The following is a 23,455-nucleotide window of genomic DNA, read 5'->3' as shown; positions in this document are numbered from 1 at the left end:
GCCCATGCCGGACACGCACATACGTACCGCTCTGCCGGACGACGAAGAAGCCCTGGGCCGCATCGACCGCCTCACCTGGTCCACCCTGCACGCGGTGCAACCGGCTCCGCAGCTTCCCCACCCGCCGTTCTTCAGCGACCGCTTCGGCCCCCGCGACCACCTGGTCGCCGAGCTCGACGGCGTGGTGGTCGGCTACATACGGCTCGGTTTCCCGACCTCCCTGCTCGCCAACTCCCACGTGCGCCAGATCCTGGGCTTCGCCGTCGCGGACGAGGCGCGGGGCAGGGGAGTGGGCCGCCGGCTTGTCAGGGCCGCGGTGGAGGAGGCACGCCGCCAGGGCGCGCGACGCGTCACGCTGCGGGTGCTCGGCCACAACACCCCGGCCCGAGCGCTCTACGCCTCCGAGGGCTTCGTGGTCGAGGGGGTGCTGCCGGGCGAGTTCTTCCTCGACGGCGCGTACGTGGACGACGTGCTGATGGGGCGCGTGCTCTGACCGTCCCGGGCCCGTGATGATCCAACGCCCGGGGTTCGGCACCCGACGGACCGGCCCGGCGTGCGGTGGGCACGCGCGCGTAGGAGCGTGGGAAGGCCGACCGGAGGGAGGAGCGAACCGATGTTCAGGGTCGCTGCTGCCAGTCGGCGGGACCGGGAGGAGCCGGGCTGGCTGCGGGGCGCGCCAAGGCCCCGCTGGGTGCGCTGGCCCCCGCCCGTGCTCCTGGCCGTCATGTGCGTCATCCAGCTGCTCACCCCGGAGACGGTCGACCTCAGCTTCCTGCTCGCCGCCGTGCCGCCGCTGGCCGCGCTGTCGTACGGCGCCTCCGCCACGGCCCTCTTCGGCGGCGCCGTGGTGCTGCTGCTCGCCCTGCCGGACGTGGGACTCGGCCGTCCCGGGGACAGCGATCTCCTGACGGTCGCCTTCGTGGCGCTCCTGAGCATCCTGTTCGCCTGGGTACGCAGCCGGCGCGACGCCCAGCTCGTCACCGTCCGCACCGTCGCGGAGGCCGCCCAGTTCGCCGTCCTTCCGCCGCTGCCCGAGCGCGTGGGCCCGGTGCGCTGCGCGGGCCTCTACCGCGCCGCACAGGGCGGGACGCTGGTCGGCGGCGATCTCTTCGACGTACGCAAGGGCCCTTGTGGCGTACGGGCGCTGGTGGGCGATGTGCAGGGGCACGGACTCGCGGCCGTCGGCACGGTCGCCGCGCTGCTCGGCGCCTTCCGGGAGGCGGTGCTCGACCAGCCCGACCTGGAGGGAGTGGCCGCCCGCCTCGACCGGCGCCTGGTGGTCGACTCCGAGGAGGCCGAGCACGCCGAGCTCTTCGCCACCGCCGTGCTCCTGGAATTCCGGGAGGATGCCCCCGAGCTGCGGATCGTCTCCTGTGGCCACCCGCCCCCGCTGCTGCTGCGCGGGGGAACCGTCGAGGAGCTCGCCGTGGCGCCTGGCGCTCCGCTGGGCCTGGGGATCGCCGGTGTCGCCCCGCCCGAAGAGGTGACCGTGGGCCTGAAGCCCGGCGACCGGCTGCTCGTGGTGACCGACGGCGTGACCGAGGCGCGGGACGGGTCCGGCGCCTTCTATCCGCTGGCCGAGCGCCTTCCGGTGCTCTGCGCCGACCTGCTGGACGACCCGGCGGCCATGACGTCCGCGGTGTGGAGGGACCTGATGCGGTTCTCCGGCGGGGTCGGGGACGACGTGGCGCTGCTGGCGTTCTCGCCGGACCTGGGGCCTGACCTGCGTCCGGAGCCGGAGCCGGAGCGGGAGCCGAAGCCGGAGCCGGAGCCGGGGATGTAGCAGGGCGCTGCGGGAGGGGAGGGGCGCTGCGTCTCAGCCGTCGGCGTGCCGGGCGTGCAGGAGCCGCAGCCCGCCCGTCAGTTCGCGCAGACAGCGCACCGCCAGGACGGCGGGGGAACCAGGCCCCTCGGTGGGCGCGTCCGTGGCGGCCCAGGTCTCCAGGGCCAGACGGATGGCGTCCGTGGCTGCCGCGGCCGCCAGGCGCACGTCCAGCGCGTCCGCGTCGTCCCCCGCCAGGCGCGCGAGCACCGGCACGAGCTGCTCCTCGGACTCCTGGTTCACGCGGTACCAGACGGCGCGCAGCGCCGGGTCGTCCTGCGCGGCGCGCAGCAGGCCGCGGGTCCACTCCAGGGACTCGGCCGCGCGGTCGTCCGCCGCGGTCAGCGCGTCCGCGATGGACTGCTCCAGGGCTGTCGGCACTCCGGTGGCGGGGTCGAGGTCCGCCAGGTGGGCCCGCCACTCGGCGGCGCCTCCGGCGAGGAGCGGCGCGACCGCGTCCTGCTTGTTGCGGAAATACCGGTAGAAGGTGCGCAGCGCCACTCCGGCCCGGCCGGCGATCTCCTCGGCCGTGGTGCCGTCCGGGCCGCGCTCGGCGAAGAGTTCGGCCGCGGCGCGGGCGATGTCGAGCTGCGTGGCCGCTTTGCGGCGCTCGGTCAGCGACGGTGGCGGTGACTGCGGTGATTGCGGTGGCTGTGGTGACTGCGACGGGTGGGTGCTCACGTTCGCAGCCTACGCGCGATTCTCACCCTGATACATGAATTGTCGGCATGGCAAAACGTGCCAGAGAGGCGTACATTGAAATCAGACCGGGAGGCCGGGTCCATGGGCGGATCCGGGAGCCGGAGTTGATCGGAGGCAATTCATGAACCGCTACGCAGGCCGTCGTGCACTCATCACCGGCGGTGGCTCGGGCATCGGGCAGGCCACCGTCCTGCGGATCCTCGAGGAGGGCGGCAAGGTCGTGGCCGCCGACGTCAGCGAGGCGGGCCTCAAGGACACCTCCGAGAAGGCGGGCGCGGCGGCCGACCGTCTCACCACCCTCGTGGTCGACATCGCGGACGAGACCTCGGTGCGCGAGGGCGTCGCCGCCGCCGTCACCGCGCTCGGCGGCCTGGACGTCCTGGTGAACGCGGCGGGCGTGCTCCGCTCCTCGCACACGCACGAGACCAGCCTGGATTCCTTCAACCGCGTCATCCAGGTCAACCTGGTCGGCACGTTCCTGGTGATCCGCGAGGCGATCCCCGCGCTGCTGCACGGCGACGACGCCGCCGTCGTCAACTTCAGCTCCACCTCCGCGATGTTCGCCCACCCGTACATGGCGGCGTACGCGGCGAGCAAGGGCGGCATCCAGTCCATGACGCACGCGCTGGCCGCCGAGTACGGCAAGCAGGGCATCCGCTTCAACTCCGTCCAGCCCGGCTCCATATCCAGCGGCATGACCGACGGCAGCGGCGCCAGCAAGCAGAGCGTCGGCCCCGGCCTGCCCGAGGACGCCGACATGAGCCTCTTCATGAAGCTGGCCCCGGCCATCGGCCAGGGCTTCGCGGGACCGGAGTCCGTGGCCTCCGTGGTCGCCCTGCTCGGCTCGCGGGACGGCAAGTTCATCACCGGCACCGAGGTCCGGGTCGACGGCGGCACCCACTTCTGACAGACGAGGACGCCTTCCGGGACAGGACGCCGCCCGAGAGGAGAGCAGCATGAGCAACGCAGGCCGGACCTTCGCGGGCAAGGTCGTCGTCATCACCGGTGCGTCGGCGGGCATCGGATCCGGATTCGCCCGGCACGCGGCGGCCCTCGGCATGAGTCTTGTCCTCGCCGACATAGCCGGCGACCGCCTCTCGGCCCTGGCCGAGGAGTTGCGCGCCGCCGGGGCCGAGGTCGAGCCGGTCGTGACGGACGTGTCCGACCCGCTCTCGGTCGACGCCCTCGCCGACCGTGCCTACGACCGCTTCGGTGCCGTGGACATGCTGATCAACAACGCCGGGATCATGGCCATGGGCTACTCCTGGGAGATCCCCGCCGAGCGCTGGGACGCCGCCCTGCGGGTCAACATCGGCGGTTATGTGAACGGCATACGCTCCTTCGTCCCGCGCCTGCTCGAACAGTCGACGCGGAGCTGGGTGCTCAACGTGTCCTCGGTGGGCGGACTGCTGCCGAGCCCGCTGATGGCGCCGTACAGCGTGACCAAGTTCGGGACACTCGCGCTCACCGAGTCCCTCGCCCATGAGATGCGGATGAAGCAGGCGCCGGTGCAGGTCTCGGTCGTGCTGCCGGACTCGGTCAAGAGCGAGATATTCAGGGCCGCGCGGCCGGGGGACGGCACACCGCCGGAGATAGCGGGGTTCAACGAACAGCTCCAGCAGCGCGCCGACACCCAGGGGATCACGCCCGAGGAGCACGCCCGCCGTGTCTTCGAGCAGGCCGCGGAGGGCCGTTACTGGATCACGCCGCAGCCCGACATGATCGACGCGGCGCTCCAGCCGCGCACGGACATGATCCTTTCCCGGACGAATCCCGGGGCTTGACCTGGGCGGGGTCCGAGCACGGGCCGCCCGCGCGTCCCGAGGCGTCCCGAGGCGTCCTGCCCCGGTTCAGCCGAGTGGCGGACCACGGTCGCGGGCGGTGCGGGTGGGCCGGAGAGTCGGACCATGCGTGTCTTCTGTGGGATGTCCGCGGCGCGCGTGCCGTCGGTGGTGCGTGCGGCGCTGTGCTGTGTCCCCGGTGTCATGGCCGTAGGGCTTCTGCTGATGTGTGCGCTGTACGCCGGGCCCGGGGCTTCGGGGGCGCCGGGGCGGGCGGGTGACGGTCCGGTGGCGTTCGCCGGGCTCGGCGAGCGGACAGGCGTGACCGGGCGGCACCCCATGATGCCGGCGGCCGCGGCGCCGGTGCGGCGGGCCGTGGGGCATCCCGCGGCGCAGCCTCGCGTCGTGCCGCGCGCCCAGTGGCTGGCCGGTGCGGTGCGGGAGCCGCCGCCGGTCCGGTACGCCGACCGGGTCCAGGCGGTGTTCGTGCACCACACGGACTCCCCGAACAGCTACGACTGCGCCGATACCCCGCGCATCATCCGTTATCTGTACGCAGGTCAGGTCGAGGGCAGGCAGTGGGACGACATCGGCTACAACTTCCTCGTCGACCGGTGCGGCACCGTCTACGAAGGGCGTGCGGGCGGCATCGACCGGGCCGTGGTCGGGGCGCACACGCAGGGCTTCAACCGGGAGACGGTGGGGATCGCGGCGATCGGGACGTTCACGGCGGGGGTTCCCGTTCCCCGGGCGATGACCGATGCCGTGGCGGCCCTCGCGGCATGGAAGCTCGGGCTCTCGGACGTGGACCCGCGCGCCACGGTGGGGCTGGTCTCCTCGCACAGCCTCAGCAAGTACCCGGCGGGGACGAGCGGGCACTTCAGCGCGGTGTCCGGGCACAACGACGGCTACTACACACACTGCCCGGGAGCGGCACTGACGGCGGCGCTCCCCGCGATCAGGCAGGCGGCCGCACGGCTGCAGAACCGGTAGTGACTACAGACCCCCGGTCTCGGCGGGAGAGGCAGCTGCACACCCCGTGGGCCCCTGCCTCAGTCGACGACCTCGCCGAAGCGTTCCCACAGCTTGGGGTAGCGCTGGGCCATCGCCGCCTCGTTCTCGAAGTCCAGAGGTGTCCCCTCCGGCTCCTGCGGGGCGGGAGCGATGCCGAGGTCGGGGGTGACGACGCCGGTGAGCTGCTCGTAGGCCTCGTCCGCCGCGAAGCCCAACTCCTCGCCGTCGCCGTCGACCTCCTCGTCGAAGTCGTCGAGGAGATCCGCGAGCGAGTCGGGGTCGTGCAGGGCTCCCTCGAAGACCTCACGCCCCTGGCCGATCAGCCAGCAGCGGAAGTAGTCGAAGGCGTCGTCGCTCGCGCCGCCGAGGATGACCCAGGCAGCTCCCCAGAGGTCCCAGCGGTACGCGCGGTTGTAGCGGGCCTCGAAGTGACGGGCGAAGTCGAGCACCATGTCCGGCTCGAGTTCGAGCAGCCTCTCGGTGAGCAGGTCGGCGTGGTCCTCGGGGTCGCCCTCGGCGGCCACGCGGGTGCGGTCCACGATCTCCCAGAACTCCGTCTCGTCCATCACGGGACAAGCATCGGTCCTGAGGGGTGGGTACGCACGCGGAGTGCGGCGGATGCGGCTGTGTCGTTATGCGTGCACATGCCCATGGAAAACCCGACAGCAGGTGTCGGCATTGGGTGGAAGCCTCGAAGACATGAGCAGCGACAGGGACAGAGACATGAACAGCGACAGGGAGACGGTCAGGGAGATGGAGACGGTCAGGGAGATGGGGATGGACAGCACTCGCGCACTCGCGCAGCCACTGGCCGGAAAGATCGCCCTCGTCGCCGGTGCCACCCGGGGCGCGGGCCGGGCCATGGCCGTGGAGCTCGGCCGCGCAGGAGCCACCGTGTACGCGACGGGGCGCACGACCCGCGCGCACACCAGCGAGGTCGGCCGCACCACGGAGACCATCGAGGAGACCGCGGAGCTGATCACCGCCGCGGCCCGGGAGGCGGGCGGGACCGGCACCGGGATCGCCGTGCCCACCGATCACCTGGAGCCCGAGCAGGTCGAGGCCCTCGTCGAGCGGATCGACCGCGAGCAGGGCCGTCTGGACATCCTGGTCAACGACATCTGGGGCGGTGACGTCCACGTCGAGTGGGACAAGAAGATGTGGGAGCACGACCTCGACAAGGGGCTGCGCCTGATGCGCCTCGGCATCGAGACCCACATCGTCACCAGCCGGTACGCGCTCCCGCTGCTCATCAAGAACCCCGGCGGTCTGGTCGTCGAGGTCACCGACGGGACCGAGGAGTACAACGGCCCCAACTACCGCAAGCCCTTCTACTACGACCTCGCCAAGGCCACCCCGCTGCGGATGGCGCGCGGCCTCGCCGAGGAGCTCAAGGAGTACGGCTGCACGGCCCTCTGTCTGACCCCCGGCTGGCTGCGCTCCGAGTTCATGCTCGACACGGCCTTCAAGGTGACCGAGGACAACTGGCAGGACGGCTGCGAACAGAACCCGCACTTCGCGATCTCCGAGACCCCCACCTTCGTGGGCCGGGCCCTGGTCGCGCTCGCCTCCGACCCCGAAGTGGCCCGCTGGAACGGGAAGTCCCTCTCCAGCGGCGGCCTCGCCAAGGAGTACGGCTTCACGGACATCGACGGTTCGGCGCCGGACGCCTGGCGCTACATCGCGGAGGTCGAGCAGAAGGGCAAGCCCGCGGACGTCACGGGCTACCGCTAGCCGCCCCGACGCGCAGAGGTGGGCCCCCGGCTTTCGGCATCATGGGGGCATGCGCGCTGCACGCCTCATCAAGATGGTGCTTCTGCTCCAGGCCCGCCCCTCCATGACCGCCGCCGAGCTCGCGTCCGAGCTCGAAGTGTCCGAGCGGACCATCACGCGGGACGCCCAGGCGCTCTCGGAGGCCGGGGTCCCGGTCTACGCGGACCGGGGGCGCACCGGCGGCTACCGCCTCATCGGCGGCTATCGCACCCGCCTCACCGGACTCGGACGCAGCGAGGCGGAGGCGCTGTTCCTGTCCGGAGTGCCGGGCGCACTGCGGGAGATGGGCCTGGAGGACGCCTCGTCCGCGGCCCGTCTCAAGGTGTCGGCGGCCCTGATGCCCTCCCTCCGGGACGCCTCGCAGAACGCCTCGCAGCGGTTCCACCTGGACGCGCCGGGATGGTTCAAGGAGACACCGGCGCCCGAGCTGCTGCCCCCGCTGGCTGACGCGGTCTGGGACGACCGGCGCGTCACCGCCCGCTATCGCCGCCAGGACGCCGAGGTGGAAAGGGAGTTGGAGCCCTACGGCCTCGTGCTCAAGGCGGGCGTCTGGTATCTGTGCGCGCGGGTTCCCGACACGGGTTCGCTCCGCGTGTACCGCATCGACCGCTTCACCGCGATCGCCACCGGCGAGGACCGCTTCGTACGCGACGAGGAGTTCGACCTGCCGGGCTTCTGGGAGGAACGGGCGGCGCAGTTCGCGCGGGCCATCCTGCGGTCCGAGGTCGTGGTGCGGCTCTCCGAGTCGGGCGTACGACAGCTCCCGTACGCCACCGATTCCGCGTCCACGCGGGAGGCGATGGACGGGGCGAGCGAGCCCGACGATCAGGGCTGGGTGACGGTGACACTCCCCGTGGAGAACGAGATGGTCGCCTACACCCAGCTCATGTCACTGGGTCCGGAGGCGGAGGTCCTGGCCCCGGCGACGCTCAGAGACCGATTCGCACGAGCGGCGCACAAAATGGCCGATCGCTACCGGTGATCGGGTGGGCGGGCGGGAAGGAATCCGCCGCGAGGCGGCGGTCCGGAAAGCCACCCGCACACGGGAACGGGCCCCTGCCACCAAGGCAGAGACCCGCACCCGCATCAAGCCGAAGGCTACAGACCGTACTTGGCCCGAGCCTCCTTCACCGCGGAAGCGGGAACCTCGCCCCGCCGCGCCAGCTGCGCGAGAGCGGCGACGACGATCGACTCGGCGTCGATGCCGAAGTGGCGACGCGCCGCGTCACGCGTGTCGGAGAGGCCGAAGCCGTCCGCGCCGAGCGACGAGTAGTCCTGCTCGACCCACTGCGCGATCTGGTCCGGCACCTGCCGCATGTAGTCGGAGACCGCGAGCACGGGACCCTGCGCACCCTCAAGTGCCGTACGCACGTAGGGAGTGCGCTCCTCGCCGCGCAGGATCGCCTCGTCCGCCTCCAGGGCGTCGCGGCGCAGCTCGGTCCAGGAGGTCGCGGACCACACGTCGGCGGCCACACCCCACTCCTCGGCGAGCAGCTTCTGGGCGGCCAGCGTCCAGTGGATGGCCGTACCCGAACCGATCAGCTGGATGCGCGAGGCGTTGGCGGCGGGGGAGTGACCCGCCGTCTCGGCCGTGTTGAAGCGGTAGAGGCCCTTGACGATGCCCTCGTCCACACCCGCGGGCTTCGCGGGCTGCGGCATCGGCTCGTTGTAGACGGTGAGGTAGTAGAAGACGTTCTGGTCCTCACCGGGGGCCGCCTCGCCGTACATCCGGCGCAGACCGTCCTTGACGATCGCCGCGACCTCGTAGGCGAACGCGGGGTCGTACGACATGGCGGCGGGGTTCGTCGCGGCGATCACCGGCGAGTGGCCGTCCGCGTGCTGCAGACCCTCACCCGTCAGCGTCGTACGACCGGCGGTGGCGCCGACGAGGAAGCCGCGGCCGAGCTGGTCGCCGAGCTGCCACATCTGGTCGGCCGTGCGCTGCCAGCCGAACATCGAGTAGAAGATGTAGAACGGGATCATGGCTTCGCCGTGCGTCGCGTACGACGACGACGCGGCGATGAAGTCCGCCATCGAGCCGGCCTCGGTGATCCCCTCGTTGAGGATCTGCCCGTCCTTGGCCTCGCGGTAGTACATCAGCTGGTCGCGGTCGACCGGCTCGTACGTCTGGCCCTTGGGCGAGTAGATGCCGAGCGACGGGAAGAGCGACTCCATGCCGAACGTGCGCGCCTCGTCGGGGACGATCGGCACCCAGCGCTTGCCGGTCTCCTTGTCGCGGATCAGGTCCTTGACGAGGCGTACGAAGGCCATGGTGGTGGCCATCGACTGGCTGCCGGAGCCCTTGTCGAACGAGGCGAACGACTTGTCGGCCGGGGCGGGCAGCGGCGCGAGCGGCTGCGTGCGGCGGGCCGGGGCCGGACCGCCGAGCGCGGCACGGCGCTCCTGGAGGTAGCGGACCTCGGGGGAGTCGGCGCCGGGGTGGCCGTAGGGCACCTGGCCGTCGACGAAGTCGCTGTCCGAGATCGGCAGCTCGAGGAGGTCGCGCATGTCCTTGAACTCGTCCACCGTGAGCTTCTTCATCTGGTGGTTGGCGTTCTTGGACTCGAAACCCTTGCCGAGCGTGAAGCCCTTGACCGTCTGCGCGAGGATCACGGTCGGCGCGCCCTTGTGGGTGAGCGCCGCACGGTAGGCCGCGTAGACCTTGCGGGCCTCGTGGCCGCCGCGCGAGAGGTGGAAGCACTCGCTGATCTTGTCGTCGCTCAGCAGCTTGCCCAGCTCGACGAGCGCGGGCTCGGAGCCGAAGAAGTGCTCGCGGATGTAGGCGGCGTCGCGCGTCGCGTACGTCTGGAACTGCGCGTCCGGCACCTCGCGCAGGCGGCGGACCAGGGCGCCGTTGGTGTCGAGCTGGAACAGCTCGTCCCAGGCGTTGCCCCACAGGACCTTGATGACGTTCCAGCCGGCGCCGCGGAACTGGGCCTCCAGCTCCTGGACCACGCGGAAGTTGGCGCGGACCGGGCCGTCGAGGCGCTGCAGGTTGCAGTTGATGACGTACGTGAGGTTGTCGAGACCCTCACGCGCGGCGAGCGCGAGGGCTGCCGTCGACTCGGGCTCGTCCATCTCGCCGTCACCGAGGAACGCCCACACGTGCGAGGCGGAGACGTCCTTGATGTTGCGGTTGGTGAGGTAGCGGTTGAAGCGCGCCTGGTAGATCGCCGACAGCGGGCCGAGGCCCATCGATACGGTCGGGAACTCCCACAGCCAGGGCAGACGGCGCGGGTGCGGGTAGGACGGCAGGCCGTTGCCACCCGCCTCCTGGCGGAAGTTGTCGAGCTGCGTCTCGTTCAGACGGCCGTCGAGGAAGGCGCGGGCGTAGATGCCGGGGGAGGCGTGGCCCTGGATGTAGAGCTGGTCGCCGGAGCCGGTGGCGTCCCCGGACTCCTTGCCCTTGAAGAAGTGGTTGAAGCCCGTCTCGTACAGCCAGGCGGCGGAGGCGAAGGTGGCGATGTGGCCGCCGACGCCGTGTTTGCTGCCCCGGGTCACCATCGCGGCCGCGTTCCAGCGGTTCCACGCGGCGATCCGCTGCTCCATCGCCTCGTCGCCCTCGACGGCCGGCTCGGAGGAGGTGGGGATGGTGTTGACGTAATCGGTCTCAAGGAGCTTGGGCAGCGCCAGGCCCGCGCCCTCGGCGCGCTCCAGCGTTCGCCGCATCAGATACGCGGCTCGGTGCGGCCCGGCCGCCTGGGTAACGGCGTCCAGGGAGGCCTGCCATTCGGCGGTCTCCTCGGGGTCGCGGTCCGGGAGCTGGTCGAGCTCGCTCGGCTGGATTGCGGAGGGGTCGGTCATGTCGCCGCCTTCCTGAGTCGGAGGGGGTCCCCTGTTCGGTAAGGGGTGGGGGTGCCCTAGGTCTTTGGCAGGACAGGGCGTGAGGCTCTGGTACGGAGTCGTTTGTGCGGCTCCGCCACAACCCCGTCGGAGACTCTAACTCCGTGATCGATGATCGATCAAAGGGTTGAAGGCGAAAACTCCTTCGTATGCAGAAAGTAGGCATCCGGTGCCAATAAACCGGGCACGCGGTGCCTTCGATTTGAAGGATCGCTGCAGGTGAGAGCACGTATGAGCGCCCTCGTGCTCCTACGGTGTCCGGTGCCACGGGAGTGTCACGGACGCGGCGCGCAGCCCAGGACGTGAGCCTTCACCAGCTCCGCGATGGCGGGATCGCGCCGCCGGAAGGCCGAGACGAGGGCCTCGTGCTCCTCCGCGTACGACTGCTGCACCGTCCCGAGCCATCGGATCGAAAGGGCGGTGAAGACCTCGATGCCGAGGCCCTCCCAGGTGTGCAGCAGCACGGAGTTGTCCGCGGCCCGCACCAACTCCCGGTGGAAACCGACCGTGTGCCGCACCTGGGAGGTGCCGTCGGCGGCACGGTCCGCCTCGTACAGGGCGGCGACATGGGGTTCCAGGGCCGAGCAGTCCTCGGCCAGGCTCTCGGCCGCCAGTTCGGCGGCGATGGCCTCCAGGCCCGCGCGGACGGGGTAGCTCTCCTCCAGGTCCGCCGCGGTCAAGTTCCGTACGCGGACGCCCTTGTTGGGCGCGGACTCGATGAGCCGCAGCGTCTCCAGCTCCCGCAGGGCCTCCCGTACGGGTGTCTGCGAGACCTCCAGCTCCACGGCGATCCGCCGCTCCACGATCCGCTCGCCCGGCTGCCAGCGCCCGCTGACGATCCCCTCCACGATGTGCTCGCGGATCTGTTCGCGCAGCGAGTGAACGACGGGCGCGGTCATGTGGGCTCCTCCGGCGGGGGCAGCGCCCCAGGGCGTGGTGACCCCTAGACAATACGGCGACGCCCCCGCTCGGAAACCTCCGAACGGGGGCGTACGCGCTGATGAGACGAGTCTTACAGCCCTACGGGCCGCAGGACTACAGGCCGAGCTCGACCTCGAACTCGCCGGCCTCCAGGATCGCCTTGACCGTGGTCAGGTAGCGGGCGGCGTCCGCGCCGTCCACCAGACGGTGGTCGTAGGAGAGCGAGAGGTACGTCATGTCCCGCACGGCGATGGTCTCGCCGAGGTCCGGGTGGTTGATGACGACCGGGCGCTTGACCGTGGCACCGATGCCGAGGATGGCGGCCTGGTTCGGCGGCACGATGACCGTGTCGAACAGGGCACCGCGCGAACCGGTGTTGGAGACCGTGAAGGTGGCGCCGGACATGTCGTCCGGGGTGAGGCCACCGCCACGGGCCTTGCCGGCCAGCTCGGCGGTCTTCTTCGAGATACCGGCGATGTTCAGGTCGCCCGCACCCTTGATGACCGGCGTCATCAGACCCTTCTCGGCGTCAACGGCGATGCCGATGTTCTCCGAGTCGAAGTACGTGATGGTGCCTTCGTCGTCGTTGATCCGGGCGTTGACGACCGGGTGGGCCTTCAGCGCCTGGGCGGCGGCCTTGACGAAGAACGGCATCGGGGAGAGCTTGACGCCCTCACGGGCCGCGAACGCGTCCTTCGCCTTGGCGCGCAGCTTCATCAGCTTCGTGATGTCGACCTCGACGACCGAGGTCAGCTGGGCCTGCGAGTGCAGCGCCTTCATCATGTTGTCGCCGATGACCTTGCGCATGCGGGTCATCTTGACCGTCTGGCCGCGGAGGGGAGAGGCCTCCAGGGCCGGAGCCTTCGAAGCGGCCGGAGCGGCGGCGGCAGCCGGAGCCGGAGCGGTCTTCTTGGCCTCGGCGGCCGCGATGACGTCCTGCTTGCGGATGCGGCCACCGACGCCGGTGCCCTTGACGTCCGAGAGGCTCACGCCGTGCTCGTTGGCCAGCTTGCGGACCAGCGGCGTGACGTAAGCGCCGTCGTCGGCCGGGGAGGCCGGGGAGGCCGGTGCGGCGGGCTGGGCCGGAGCGGGCGAGGGCGCGGCCGGAGCGGCCGGAGCCGCGGGCTGGGCCGGAGCCGGAGCGGCAGCGGCGGGCGCGGCCGGGGCAGCGGGAGCCGCGGGCGCCGCCGGAGCAGCGGCCGGGGCAGCCGGAGCCGCAGCGGCCGGAGCCGCACCGGGAGCGCCGATGACGGCGAGCTTGGCGCCGACCTCAGCGGTCTCGTCCTCGCCCACGACGATCTCGAGCAGCACGCCCGCGGTCGGCGACGGGATCTCGGTGTCGACCTTGTCCGTGGAGACCTCGAGCAGGGGCTCGTCCTCCGCGACCTCCTCGCCGACCTCCTTCAGCCAACGGGTGACGGTGCCCTCGGTGACCGACTCGCCCAGGGCGGGCAGCGTGACGTCGGTACCGGAGGCGCCACCGGCCGGAGCGGCCGGGGCGGCAGGCGCCTCGGCAGCGGGAGCCGGAGCCGCGGGGGCCTCGGCGGCCGGGGCCTCCTGGGCCGGAGCCTCGGCCTGGGCCGGCTCGGCGGCCGGGGCGGACTCGGCAGCGGGGGCGCCGCTGCCGTCGTCGATGACGGCCAGCTCGGCGCCGACCTCGACGGTCTCGTCCTCGGCGACCTTGATGGACGCCAGAATGCCGGCGGCCGGGGAGGGGATCTCGGTGTCGACCTTGTCGGTCGAGACCTCGAGCAGCGGCTCGTCGGCCTCGACGCGCTCGCCCTCGGCCTTCAGCCAACGGGTGACAGTGCCCTCGGTGACGCTCTCGCCGAGCGCCGGAAGGGATACGGAAACCGCCATGGTTTCAGTTGCTCCTTACGAAATTGCGGAAGTCTAGGTCGTCGCGCCCGAAACTGAGGGTCAGTCGTGGGAGTGCAGCGGCTTGCCCGCGAGGGCCAGGTGGGCCTCGCCCATCGCCTCGTTCTGCGTGGGGTGGGCGTGGATGAGCTGGGCGACCTCGGCCGGCAGCGCTTCCCAGTTGTAGATCAGCTGGGCCTCGCCGACCTGCTCGCCCATGCGGTCGCCGACCATGTGGACGCCGACCACGGCACCATCCTTGACCTGGACGAGCTTGATCTCGCCCGCGGTCTTGAGGATCTTGCTCTTGCCGTTGCCCGCCAGGCTGTACTTGAGGGCGACGACCTTGTCCGCGCCGTAGATCTCCTTGGCCTTGGCCTCGGTGATGCCCACGGAGGCGACCTCGGGGTGGCAGTACGTCACCTTCGGCACGCCGTCGTAGTCGATCGGGACGGTCTTGAGACCGGCCAGGCGCTCCGCCACCAGGATGCCCTCGGCGAAGCCGACGTGCGCGAGCTGGAGCGTCGGCACCAGGTCGCCCACGGCGGAGATCGTCGGGACGTTGGTCTGCATGTACTCGTCGACCAGGACGTAGCCGCGGTCCATCGCGACGCCCTGCTCCTCGTAGCCGAGGCCCTGCGAGACGGGGCCGCGGCCGATGGCGACGAGGAGAACCTCGGCGTCGAAGGTCTTGCCGTCGGCGAGGGTCACGCGGACGCCGTCCTGCGTGTACTCGGCCTTCTCGAAGAAGGTGCCGAGGTTGAACTTGATGCCGCGCTTGCGGAACGCGCGCTCAAGAAGCTTCGAGGAGTTCTCGTCCTCGACCGGCACGAGGTGCTTGAGGCCCTCGACGACGGTGACCTCGGACCCGAAGGACTTCCACGCCGAGGCGAACTCGACGCCGATGACGCCGCCGCCCAGGATGATCGCGGACTTCGGCACGCGGTCGAGGACCAGGGCGTGGTCCGAGGAGATGATGCGGTTGCCGTCGATCTCAAGGCCCGGCAGCGACTTCGGCACGGAGCCGGTCGCGAGCAGCACGTGGCGGCCCTGGACGCGCTGGCCGTTCACGTCCACCGAGGTCGGGGACGAGAGCTTGCCCTCGCCCTCGATGTACGTCACCTTGCGCGAGGCGATGAGTCCCTGCAGGCCCTTGTAGAGGCCCGAGATCACGTCGTCCTTGTACTTGTGGACGGCCGCCATGTCGATGCCCTCGAAGGTGGCCTTCACGCCGAACTGGTCGGCCTCGCGTGCCTGGTCGGCGATCTCGCCGGCGTGCAGCAGCGCCTTCGTCGGGATGCAGCCGTTGTGCAGGCAGGTGCCGCCGACCTTGCCCTTCTCGATCAGGGCGACGTCCAGGCCCAACTGCGACGCGCGCAGTGCCGCGGCGTAACCGCCGCTACCGCCGCCGAGAATCACTAGGTCGAAAACGGTGCTGGCGTCGTTCGCCACGTCACGTCCTCCATGCATGTGCGCCGTACGCCGGTCGGCGATGACCGGTCGGCGGCTGGTATCGGCCGCTCTTGTTTCGGCCCTGTGGTGGGGGCCCTGTCCTGCCGAGAACCCATCTTCGCACTTGTCGGCGGGAGGTGGGACGGCGGGCCGGGCTGTGAGACGTCTGATTCGCCACGTCCGGGGGTTACCCAGGCGTATGAACGTACGGATTTCGTCGAGGGCGAAATCAGACATGTGCAGACCGGGGCCCGGACATCTGGACGTCCGGGCCCCGGTCTGCGTACGAACGATCTGGCGTCAGCCGAGGTCGCCCGCGGCCGTGCGCTCCGCGAGGCGGACCAGGGTGCGGACCGCGGTGCCGGTGCCGCCCTTGGGCGTGTAGCCGAACGGGCCGCCCTCGTTGAAGGCCGGGCCCGCGATGTCCAGGTGCGCCCAGGTGATGCCCTCGCCGACGAACTCCTGCAGGAAGAGACCGGCCACCAGACCGCCGCCCATGCGCTCGCCCATGTTGGCGATGTCGGCGGTGGGGGAGTCCATGCCCTTCCTCAGGTGCTCGGGCAGCGGCATCGGCCAGGAGGGCTCGCCCGCCTCCTCGGAGGCGTCGTGGATCGCGGCGCGGAACGCGTCGTCGTTGGCCATGATGCCGAAGGTGCGGCTGCCGAGCGCCATCATCATGGCGCCGGTCAGCGTGGCCACGTCGACGATCGCGTCGGGCTTGTCCTCGGAGGCCTTGGCGATCGCGTCGGCCAGGACCAGACGGCCCTCGGCGTCGGTGTTGAGCACCTCGACGGTCTTGCCGCTGTACATGCGCAGGACGTCGCCGGGGCGGGTCGCCGAGCCGGACGGCATGTTCTCGGCGAGCGCCAGCCAGCCGGTGACGTTCACCTCGAGACCCAGGCGGGCGGCCGAGACGACGGCGGCGAAGACGGCCGCGGCACCGGCCATGTCGCACTTCATGGTCTCGTTGTGACCGGCGGGCTTCAGCGAGATGCCGCCCGAGTCGTACGTGATGCCCTTGCCGACGAAGGCGAGGTGCTTCTTCGCCTTGGACGACGTGTACGAGAGCTTCACCAGCCGCGGCGGGGCCTCCGAGCCCGCGCCGACGCCGAGGATGCCGCCGAAGCCGCCCTTGGTGAGCGCCTTCTCGTCCAGGACCTGGACCTTGATGCCGTGCTCCTTGGAGGCCGCGGTGGCGACCGCGGCGAAGGCCTCGGGGTTCAGGTCGTTCGGCGGGGTGTTGACCAGGTCGCGGGCGCGGTTGAGCTCCTCGGCCACGGCGGTGGCGCGCTCGACGGCGGCCTTGTACGCCTTGTCGCGGGGCTTGCCGCCGAGCAGGGCGATCTCGCCGAGCGGGCCCTTGGCGTCCTTGCCCTTGGCGGAACCATTTTCCTTGTACGCGTCGAAGGAGTACGCGCCCAGCAGGGCGCCCTCGGCGATCGCGCCGGTGTCCTCGGCGTCCTCGGCGGGCAGCGCGAACGCGGCCTTCTTCGAGCCGGACAGGGCACGCGCGGCGGTACCGGCGGCGCGGCGCAGGGCGTCGGTGCCGTACGTCTCGTCCTTCTCCGGCACCGTGCCGAGGCCGACCGCGAGGACGACCGGCGCCTTGAAGCCGGAGGGCGCGGGGAGCTTCGTCACCTCGCCCTCGCCGCCCGAGGCGCCGAGGGTCTCCAGGACGGATGCGAGCTTGCCGTCGTAGGCCTTGTCCACGGCCTCGGCGCCGGGCGCGATGACCGGGCCCTTGGCGCCCTTGGCGACGCCGACGACGATCGCGTCGGCACGGAGGCCGGACGCGGCGGCGGTGCTGAGAGTCAGAGCAGTCACGGTGGTGAATTCTCGCTTCCGTTGAGTTCCTTGGCCGATGGGGTGGGTCGACCCGCCCGGCGCCAGCCTAGAACGGGCCGGAAAGGCACCGAACATGAGCCTACGCGCGTCGCGCCCATTCGATCGTGTCGGTCGAGATTCATCCGAACGCGTCGCCGCATTTATGTTTCAACGAGGCGTGGGGCAGTGCGATTGCGGGCGATGCGGTTCAGCCGAGGGCCAGGACGAGCAGGGCCGCCGTGGCCGCGGTCTCGGCGAGCGCGCCGAAGACGTCGCCCGTGATGCCTCCGAAGCGGCGTACGCAGTGCCGCAGGAGGAGTTCGGCGGCGCAGACCGCGAGCACGACGGCGGCCGCGTACTGCACGGCCTCGAACGCCCCGAAGGGCACGGCGGCGAGCGCGGCCACCGCGGTGACGAGCGCCGCCGTGAGCAGGGCGGCACCCCGCGGAACCGTTCCGGCGACGGCCGCCCCGAGTCCCTCGGGGCGGGCCGGGGGGATGCCCTTGCGGGCGGCAAGGGTGAGGGCGAGGCGGGCGGCGGCCGCCGAGACGGCCGCGGCGAGCGCGCCCCGGGTCCATGAGGCCTCGTACAGCTGGAAGAGGACGGCCACCTGGGCGAGCAGGGTGAACAGCAGCGTGATGACGCCGAACGGGCCGACGTCGGACTGCTTCATGATCTGGAGCGCCTGCTCGGCGGGCTTGGCACTGCCGAGGCCGTCGGCGGTGTCGGCGAGGCCGTCGAGGTGGAGGCCGCGGGTCAGCGCGGCGGGGGTTGCGGCGGTCGCCACGGCTGCCAGGAGGGGCCCTGCGCCCAGGGCCATGAGCGCGGCGCCTAGTGCGGCGGCGCAGAGGCCGACCACGAGCCCGGCCAGCGGGGCGCAGAGCATGCCCGCGCGGGCGGCCTCACGGTCCCACTTGGTGACGTTGACCGGGAGCGCGGTGAGGGTGCCGAAGGCGAAGCGGAGGCCGTCGGCGGGGGAGGTTCGGGGCACCGCGGAAGGTTACCTGGCCCGACGCCCGGCCCATCGGCACCCGGCAGCAGGCGCTGTGCCCACCCGTTCCGCCCTGCGGAACGCCCGCGGAACGCCTGCCCACAGCGGAGTGGCTGGGAGTGCGGCAAGCGGACCCCCGGCCCAGGATGGCCCCATGGGTGACTGGTGGTACAGAAACATCACGGAGCCGGGAAAGCTCCCGCTCCTGCTCGCCCTGCTCTCCTTCGTGGGCTGCTTCCTCGTCACCCGCACCATCACCCGCCTCATCCGCGCGGGGAAGGGCCCCTTCCGGAACATCAGCTCCGGAGACGTCCACATCCACCACGTGGTGCCCGGCATCTTCCTGATGCTCGTCGGCGGATTCTGGGCGGTCGCTGTCGGCAGCCATGGCCTCGGCGCGATGTTCGCGGCGGTCATCTTCGGCATCGGCGCCGGTCTCGTACTCGACGAGTTCGCGCTGATCCTCTACCTCGACGACGTCTACTGGAGCGAGCAGGGCCGCAAGAGCGTCGAGGTCGTGATGCTGACGACGGCCCTGGTGGTGCTCATCCTGACCGGGTTCACCCCGTTCGGCGTGAACGACCTGACGCCCGAGGAGCGGAGCAACCGCGCGGGCCTGGCCCTGAACGTCGCCGTCAACTGCTGCTTCGCCCTGATCGCCCTCGCCAAGGGAAAGCTGCAGACGGCCCTGATCGGCATGGTCGTCCCGCTGGTCGCCCTGGTGGGCGCGATCCGCCTCGCCCGCCCGGGATCGGCCTGGTCCAGGCGCTTCTACCGCAACTGGCACCGCACCCGTGCACGGGCGGCCCTGCGCGCCTACCACCACGACCGCCGCTGGGCAGGCCCGCGCCGCAAGGTTCAGGACTGGATCGGCGGCAAACCCGACCCGGAGCTGGCACGCCCACGGCGCTGAAGCACCGCCGAGCAGGCGCACAGGACAAGCACCGCCGCGATCGCCGCCAGGTGCTCCTTGCCCGCGAGGTTGTTCTTGACGAACACCTCGACGACCATCACGGCGATCACGAGGCCCGCCGTGAACCAGGCCCGGTAGCGCCAGCACACGTAGACCGCGAGCCCGACCACCGCGGCGGAAGGACCGGTGTCGACGACCTGCGCGTCGGACGCGGGGAGCCCCAGCGGGTTGCCGGGACCCCACTCGATGCCCACGCGCGCGTAGAGCGTGCCCGCGAGGGTGGCCGCGTAGCCGATGACGAGCGTGCGCCACCAGCCGATACAGATCTCCGCGATGCCGAACACCAGCAGGATCTGCGCCAGCGCGCCCCAGACGGGCAGGTCGAGCGCCGGTACGAAGAGGGAGAGCGGGGTGCGCAGCAGGGCGAGCCAGAGCGGGTCCTCGGCCCGTACGGAGCCGATGTTCTGCACGAACTGATAGCCCCAGGACTGGTTCTGCACGAACTGGAAGAGGGCGGTCAGGCAGACGGCGGCCAGCGTCATGGGCGCCGCACGCCACCGCCGCTCGGCGATGCCGGCCCGCACGGTGGCGTACAGCGGCCCCCACTCGGTGCGCGCCAGACGGGTCAGGCGGGTCAGGCGGCCTGTGGCCAGGGAACTCATCGGCGGGACTCCAGGTGCTTGCGGTGCAGCCACTTCGGCAGGCCCGGCGCTTCCAGGAAGCCCTCCGCGCGGGCCGACGCGATGCCGATGCGCGGCAGGTCGCTGCTCTTCTCGAAGAGAAGGAAGCGCGGCTCCCAGATCGGGCGGTACTTCGCGTTGGCGCGGTACAGCGACTCGATCTGCCACCACCGCGAGAAGAAGGTGAGCAGCGAGCGCCACAGCCGCAGGACCGGGCCCGCGCCGAGCCGCGAGCCACGCTCGAAGACCGACCTGAACATCGCGAAGTTCAGCGAGACCTGAGTGATCCTGATCTCGGCGGCGCGCTGGAGCAGTTCGATGACCATGAACTCCATCAGGCCGTTCTCGGAGTCGCGGTCACGGCGCATCAGGTCGAGCGAGAGGCCGTTCGGTCCCCACGGCACGAAGGACAACACTGCCCTCAACTCCCCTTCCCCGTCGGTGCATTCGAGCATCACGCACCGTCCGTCCTCGGGGTCGCCGAGCCGCCCGAGCGCCATGGAGAAGCCGCGCTCGGTGGCCCCGTCGCGCCAGTCGTCGGCCCGCTTGAGGAGGTGGGCCATCTCGTCGGCGGGGATGTCCTCGTGACGGCGGATCCGCACCTCGTAACCGGCTCGTCCGACCCGGTTGTACGCCTGGCGGACCGTCCGCATGGCCCGCCCCTCCATCGTGAACTCCGAGGTCTCGACGATGGCTTCGTCGCCCAGCTCAAGGGCGTCGAGGCCGTGCCGGGCGTAGATCGTGCCCGCCTCCTCGCTCGCGCCCATCACGGCGGGGATCCAGCCGTGCTCGCGGGCGTCGGCGAGCCAGGGCTCGATGGCGCCGGGCCAGGCCTCCGGATCCCCGATCGGATCACCGGAGGCCAGCGAGACGCCCCCGATCACCCGGTAGGCGACCGCGGCCTTGCCGCTCGGCGACCAGACGACGCTCTTCTCGCGGCGCAGCGCGAAGTAGCCGAGCGAGTCGCGCTCGCCGTACTTGTCGAGCAGTCCGTGCAGCCCCCGCTCGTCGTCCTCGGTGAGCGGGTCGACCGCCTTGCGCGAGCGGAACGCGGCGTACAGGACGGCAAGGAGGAGAAGCGTGCTGAGCACGTTGATGGTGACGTTGACCCAGCCGGGCGTGGTGATGCCCTCGAACCGCTTGTCGTCGGCGGCCAGCGAGACCAGGCGCATCGTGCCGTAGCGCCAGCGGTCCAGAAAGGTCGAACGGAACTCGTCGTGCGCGCGGTTGGTGACGGTGACCAGGAACGCGGCGATGAGCGAGGTCACCAGGAGTCCGCCGACGGCGACGGCCGCGGCGAGCTTCGGGTTGGAGCGGTCGCCCTTGGCGTAGAACTCGCGTCGCCCGACGATCAGCGAGGCGACGAACGCGGCGGTCAGGACGAGGGAGATCCAGTTCTGCGCGTACCGGCGGATCTCCGGGAAGACCATCGCGAACGCGAAGAGGAGCAGAAAGAGCCCACTGAGTACGAGGTTGAGGATCCAGGCGGCGCGTTTGCGGCGGCGCATCGTGATCGCCAGGAACATCGTGAAGGCGCCGGACGCGAAGCCCGCGGTCAGCAGATACGGCGTGAAGTAGTTCTCGGTGTTGTGCCGCCGCAGATCCTGTCCCAGGGAGACCCAGACCGCGCTCAGAAAGTTGATGAAGGTGACGGCGCGGAGGTACCAGACACTGAAGGCCGCGGCGAGACGCTGACGGCGCCCGGCAGCAGATTGCTCATCTCCCATGAAAAGGGATCATATGGGGCATGCCGGGCCGTCTTCGGCTGTGACCAGCCGCGCCGCCGCCTACTCCGCTTCGGGTGCCGCGGTCCCGAGCTTGTTCTCGGCCTTCTTCTCGGCCTCGGCGCCGGCCGGGGACTCCGGCTCGGAGCCGGACTCGGACTCGGACTCGGGCTCCGGCTCCGGTTCGGGCTTCCGCTCGGGCAGTTCGGCGGAGAGTGCCGCCGCGGCCCGCACCAGCGGCAGCGCGAGCAGCGCCCCCAGGCCCTCGCCCACCTGCACGCCCTGTTCGAGTACGGGGTCGAGCGCCATCCGGTCCAGGGCCTTGGCCTGCGCGGGCTCCCCGCTGTTGTGCCCCGCGAGCCACCAGTCCGGCGCCCGGAAGGCGACCCGCTGGGCCACGAGCGCCGCGGCCGACGCCACGACGCCGTCCAGGATGACCGGCGTACGCCGCACCGCGCACTGCAGCAGGAATCCGGTCATGGCGGCGATGTCCGCGCCGCCCACCGCCGCGAGCAGCTCCAGCTGATCCCCGAGTACGGGCCGCGCCCGCCGCAGGGAGTCCCGGACCGCCGCGCACTTGCGCATCCACGCCAGGTCGTCGATCGGCGCGCCGCCCCGCCCGGTCACCACGGACGCGTCGGTCCCGCACAGCGCGGCGACCAGTGTCGCCGCGGGCGTCGTGCCGCCGACGCTCACGTCGCCGAGCACGACCAGGTCGGTCCCGGAGTCCGCCTCCTCGTCGGCGACGGCCATCCCGGCGCGCACCGCGACCTCGGCCTCCTCGGCCGTCAGCGCGTCCTCGATGTCGACGCGCCCGGAGCCGCGCCGCACCCGGTGCCCCGCCACTTCCTTGGGCAGCTCGGCAGGGTCGCAGTCCAGGGCCATGTCGACGACCCGGACGGGCACGTCCAGGCGGCGCGCGAGGACGGAGACGGGGCTCGCGCCGGAGAGCACGGCACGGACGAGGTCGGCCGCGCTGCCCGCTCGCCGCGCGGACACGTCGAGTCCCGCGACCCCGTGGTCGCCCGCGAAGAGGATCACGCGCGGCCGCTCGATCGGCTTGACCGGCACCGAGGACTGGGCCGCGGACAGCCATTCGCTCAGCTCGTCCAGGCGGCCGAGCGCCCCGGGCGGCACGCTCTGCCGCTCCCTGCGCTCTTCGGCGTCGCGGCGCACCCCGCCGTCGGGCCGCTCGATCAGGTCGGTGAAGTCGTCGAGATTCAGCGAGCTCATTCGCCGAACAGTACCGGCAGGGCCTGACCTCGCTTCGGACGGCCCGGCAGCAGGCATCACCGCGCGAGCGGCACCGCGGAACGCGGCACCTCCACGGTGTCGTTGCGCCGGTGCCGATGATCCTTTACGTACCGTTTGGGGCGGTTGTCGTGTCGCTCGTACCGTCCGACGAAGGAGCCCGCCACGCCCATGGACGCCGCCAAGGCCGCAGCCGCCCAGGCCGAGAAGATCTTCGCCGTCCCGAGCTCCACCCGCCGCCACCGGGCGCGGGCCCGCGCGATGGGCCGGTTCATCGAGCCCGAGAGCTGGCTGGACATCGACACCGGGCACGGGCACTTCCCCGCCGTCGCCCAGCAGGTGCACCCGTACACCGCCTTCGACGGCCTCGACCTCACCGAGCGGGTGACGGAGGGCCGCAGGGCGGGCCGCGTGGAGGAGGCCCACCGCGGGCTCCTCACCGACCTGGCCCCCAAGCTCGCGGGGCGCTACGACGCGCTGAGCATGTTCCACTACCTGGAGCGCAGCGCCGATCCGCGCATCGAACTCATCGCCGCCCGCACGGTGTTGCGGCCAGGCGGCCATCTGATGATCGAGGTCCCCGTCCCGGAGAGCCGGTACGCCAGGCTCCTCGGCAAAGGATGGCTCCGCGCCGAGCCCTACCACCGCATCCCGCTCGCCGCCCTGCGCCACGAGCTGGAGAGCCTCGGCTACACCGTCGTGGCCACCGACCGGCGCGAGCCGCACATCCCCTTCGACCTGACCGCGGGCCTCGCCTTCGCCCTCGGCCGCGTCCGGGCCGCGGCCCGCGTGGCGGCCCCGCTCCTCGCCGCGGCGGCCCTGGCCGACAGGATCCTCGCCCCCGTGATCAGCCGCACCCGGTACTCCAACGCCTACCGGGTCATCGCGAGGCGTAACCCCTGATGCG

Annotated in this window: 20 protein-coding genes; 9 read left to right on the top strand and 11 right to left on the bottom strand. The window is 71.4% G+C overall.

Going from position 1 to position 23,455, the window contains the following annotated elements; genetic code table 11:
- Positions 1–4 precede the first annotated feature (4 nt).
- Positions 5–493 (top strand): N-acetyltransferase family protein, encoded by a 489-nt coding sequence (locus AC07AG_RS35955; RefSeq protein ID WP_478760606.1) that lies wholly within the window; start codon positions 5–7, stop codon positions 491–493.
- 120 nt (positions 494–613) lie between these two features.
- Complete coding sequence (locus tag AC07AG_RS35950; protein WP_478760604.1) at positions 614–1,783, top strand: PP2C family protein-serine/threonine phosphatase; 1,170 nt, start codon at positions 614–616, stop codon at positions 1,781–1,783.
- Positions 1,784–1,816: 33 nt separating this feature from the next.
- On the opposite strand, the gene AC07AG_RS35945 is transcribed toward AC07AG_RS35950, so the two are convergent.
- Positions 1,817–2,503: a TetR family transcriptional regulator gene (locus AC07AG_RS35945; RefSeq protein ID WP_478760603.1), complete on the bottom strand. Its 687-nt coding sequence runs from the start codon at positions 2,501–2,503 to the stop codon at positions 1,817–1,819.
- A gap of 142 nt (positions 2,504–2,645) precedes the next feature.
- On the opposite strand from AC07AG_RS35945, the gene AC07AG_RS35940 reads away from it, so the two are divergent.
- The 3 genes from AC07AG_RS35940 to AC07AG_RS35930 all read left to right on the top strand — a co-directional run bounded on the left by AC07AG_RS35940 (position 2,646) and on the right by AC07AG_RS35930 (position 5,298).
- Positions 2,646–3,431: an SDR family NAD(P)-dependent oxidoreductase gene (locus AC07AG_RS35940; protein WP_478760601.1), complete on the top strand. Its 786-nt coding sequence runs from the start codon at positions 2,646–2,648 to the stop codon at positions 3,429–3,431.
- A gap of 49 nt (positions 3,432–3,480) precedes the next feature.
- Positions 3,481–4,308, top strand: a complete 828-nt coding sequence (locus tag AC07AG_RS35935) for an SDR family NAD(P)-dependent oxidoreductase (RefSeq protein WP_478760600.1) — start codon at positions 3,481–3,483, stop codon at positions 4,306–4,308.
- Between the two features lie 123 nt (positions 4,309–4,431).
- Positions 4,432–5,298 (top strand): peptidoglycan recognition protein family protein, encoded by an 867-nt coding sequence (locus tag AC07AG_RS35930; RefSeq protein WP_478760598.1) that lies wholly within the window; start codon positions 4,432–4,434, stop codon positions 5,296–5,298.
- A gap of 59 nt (positions 5,299–5,357) precedes the next feature.
- Here AC07AG_RS35930 and AC07AG_RS35925 read toward each other — a convergent pair whose 3' ends face one another.
- Positions 5,358–5,888 carry a DUF4240 domain-containing protein gene (locus AC07AG_RS35925; RefSeq protein ID WP_478760596.1) on the bottom strand — a complete coding sequence of 177 codons (531 nt, stop codon included), beginning with the start codon at positions 5,886–5,888 and terminating at the stop codon, positions 5,358–5,360.
- A gap of 208 nt (positions 5,889–6,096) precedes the next feature.
- On the opposite strand from AC07AG_RS35925, the gene AC07AG_RS35920 reads away from it, so the two are divergent.
- Entirely contained in the window at positions 6,097–7,053 is a 957-nt protein-coding gene (locus AC07AG_RS35920) for an SDR family oxidoreductase (protein ID WP_478760658.1), read from the top strand.
- Positions 7,054–7,102: 49 nt separating this feature from the next.
- A complete protein-coding gene (locus tag AC07AG_RS35915; RefSeq protein WP_478760595.1) occupies positions 7,103–8,074 on the top strand; it encodes a helix-turn-helix transcriptional regulator in 972 nt (323 codons plus the stop codon).
- A gap of 116 nt (positions 8,075–8,190) precedes the next feature.
- On the opposite strand, the gene aceE is transcribed toward AC07AG_RS35915, so the two are convergent.
- The 6 genes from aceE to AC07AG_RS35885 form a co-directional block, all read right to left on the bottom strand.
- Positions 8,191–10,896: a pyruvate dehydrogenase (acetyl-transferring), homodimeric type gene (gene aceE / locus AC07AG_RS35910; RefSeq protein WP_478760593.1), complete on the bottom strand. Its 2,706-nt coding sequence runs from the start codon at positions 10,894–10,896 to the stop codon at positions 8,191–8,193.
- A 314-nt stretch (positions 10,897–11,210) separates the two neighbouring features.
- A complete protein-coding gene (locus tag AC07AG_RS35905) occupies positions 11,211–11,834 on the bottom strand; it encodes a GntR family transcriptional regulator (protein ID WP_361045671.1) in 624 nt (207 codons plus the stop codon).
- A 136-nt stretch (positions 11,835–11,970) separates the two neighbouring features.
- Positions 11,971–13,716 carry a 2-oxoglutarate dehydrogenase, E2 component, dihydrolipoamide succinyltransferase gene (gene sucB, locus AC07AG_RS35900; protein ID WP_478760591.1) on the bottom strand — a complete coding sequence of 582 codons (1,746 nt, stop codon included), beginning with the start codon at positions 13,714–13,716 and terminating at the stop codon, positions 11,971–11,973.
- A 60-nt stretch (positions 13,717–13,776) separates the two neighbouring features.
- Complete coding sequence (gene lpdA / locus AC07AG_RS35895; protein ID WP_478760590.1) at positions 13,777–15,165, bottom strand: dihydrolipoyl dehydrogenase; 1,389 nt, start codon at positions 15,163–15,165, stop codon at positions 13,777–13,779.
- Between the two features lie 300 nt (positions 15,166–15,465).
- A complete protein-coding gene (locus AC07AG_RS35890; protein ID WP_478760589.1) occupies positions 15,466–16,989 on the bottom strand; it encodes a leucyl aminopeptidase in 1,524 nt (507 codons plus the stop codon).
- Between the two features lie 208 nt (positions 16,990–17,197).
- Entirely contained in the window at positions 17,198–17,980 is a 783-nt protein-coding gene (locus AC07AG_RS35885) for an adenosylcobinamide-GDP ribazoletransferase (protein ID WP_478760587.1), read from the bottom strand.
- A 154-nt stretch (positions 17,981–18,134) separates the two neighbouring features.
- Here AC07AG_RS35885 and AC07AG_RS35880 point away from each other — a divergent pair, with 154 nt between their 5' ends.
- Entirely contained in the window at positions 18,135–18,893 is a 759-nt protein-coding gene (locus tag AC07AG_RS35880; RefSeq protein ID WP_478760585.1) for a hypothetical protein, read from the top strand.
- Here AC07AG_RS35880 and AC07AG_RS35875 read toward each other — a convergent pair.
- The 3 genes from AC07AG_RS35875 to cobT are packed head-to-tail and all read right to left on the bottom strand — an operon-like array spanning position 18,839 to position 22,530.
- Positions 18,839–19,555 (bottom strand): hypothetical protein, encoded by a 717-nt coding sequence (locus AC07AG_RS35875; protein WP_478760584.1) that lies wholly within the window; start codon positions 19,553–19,555, stop codon positions 18,839–18,841. The genes AC07AG_RS35880 and AC07AG_RS35875 overlap by 55 nt on opposite strands.
- Positions 19,552–21,300 carry a phosphatidylglycerol lysyltransferase domain-containing protein gene (locus AC07AG_RS35870; protein ID WP_478760583.1) on the bottom strand — a complete coding sequence of 583 codons (1,749 nt, stop codon included), beginning with the start codon at positions 21,298–21,300 and terminating at the stop codon, positions 19,552–19,554. The genes AC07AG_RS35875 and AC07AG_RS35870 overlap by 4 nt, the downstream gene beginning before the upstream one ends.
- A gap of 60 nt (positions 21,301–21,360) precedes the next feature.
- Positions 21,361–22,530, bottom strand: a complete 1,170-nt coding sequence (gene cobT / locus AC07AG_RS35865) for a nicotinate-nucleotide--dimethylbenzimidazole phosphoribosyltransferase (protein WP_478760582.1) — start codon at positions 22,528–22,530, stop codon at positions 21,361–21,363.
- A gap of 189 nt (positions 22,531–22,719) precedes the next feature.
- On the opposite strand from cobT, the gene AC07AG_RS35860 reads away from it, so the two are divergent.
- A complete protein-coding gene (locus tag AC07AG_RS35860; protein ID WP_478760581.1) occupies positions 22,720–23,451 on the top strand; it encodes a class I SAM-dependent methyltransferase in 732 nt (243 codons plus the stop codon).
- Positions 23,452–23,455: the final 4 nt, after the last annotated feature.

This window comes from Streptomyces sp. NPDC044044, assembly GCF_056434405.1.
The sequence above is the reverse complement of the archived record's forward strand: the minus strand, read 5'-3'. Positions and strand labels throughout refer to the sequence as shown.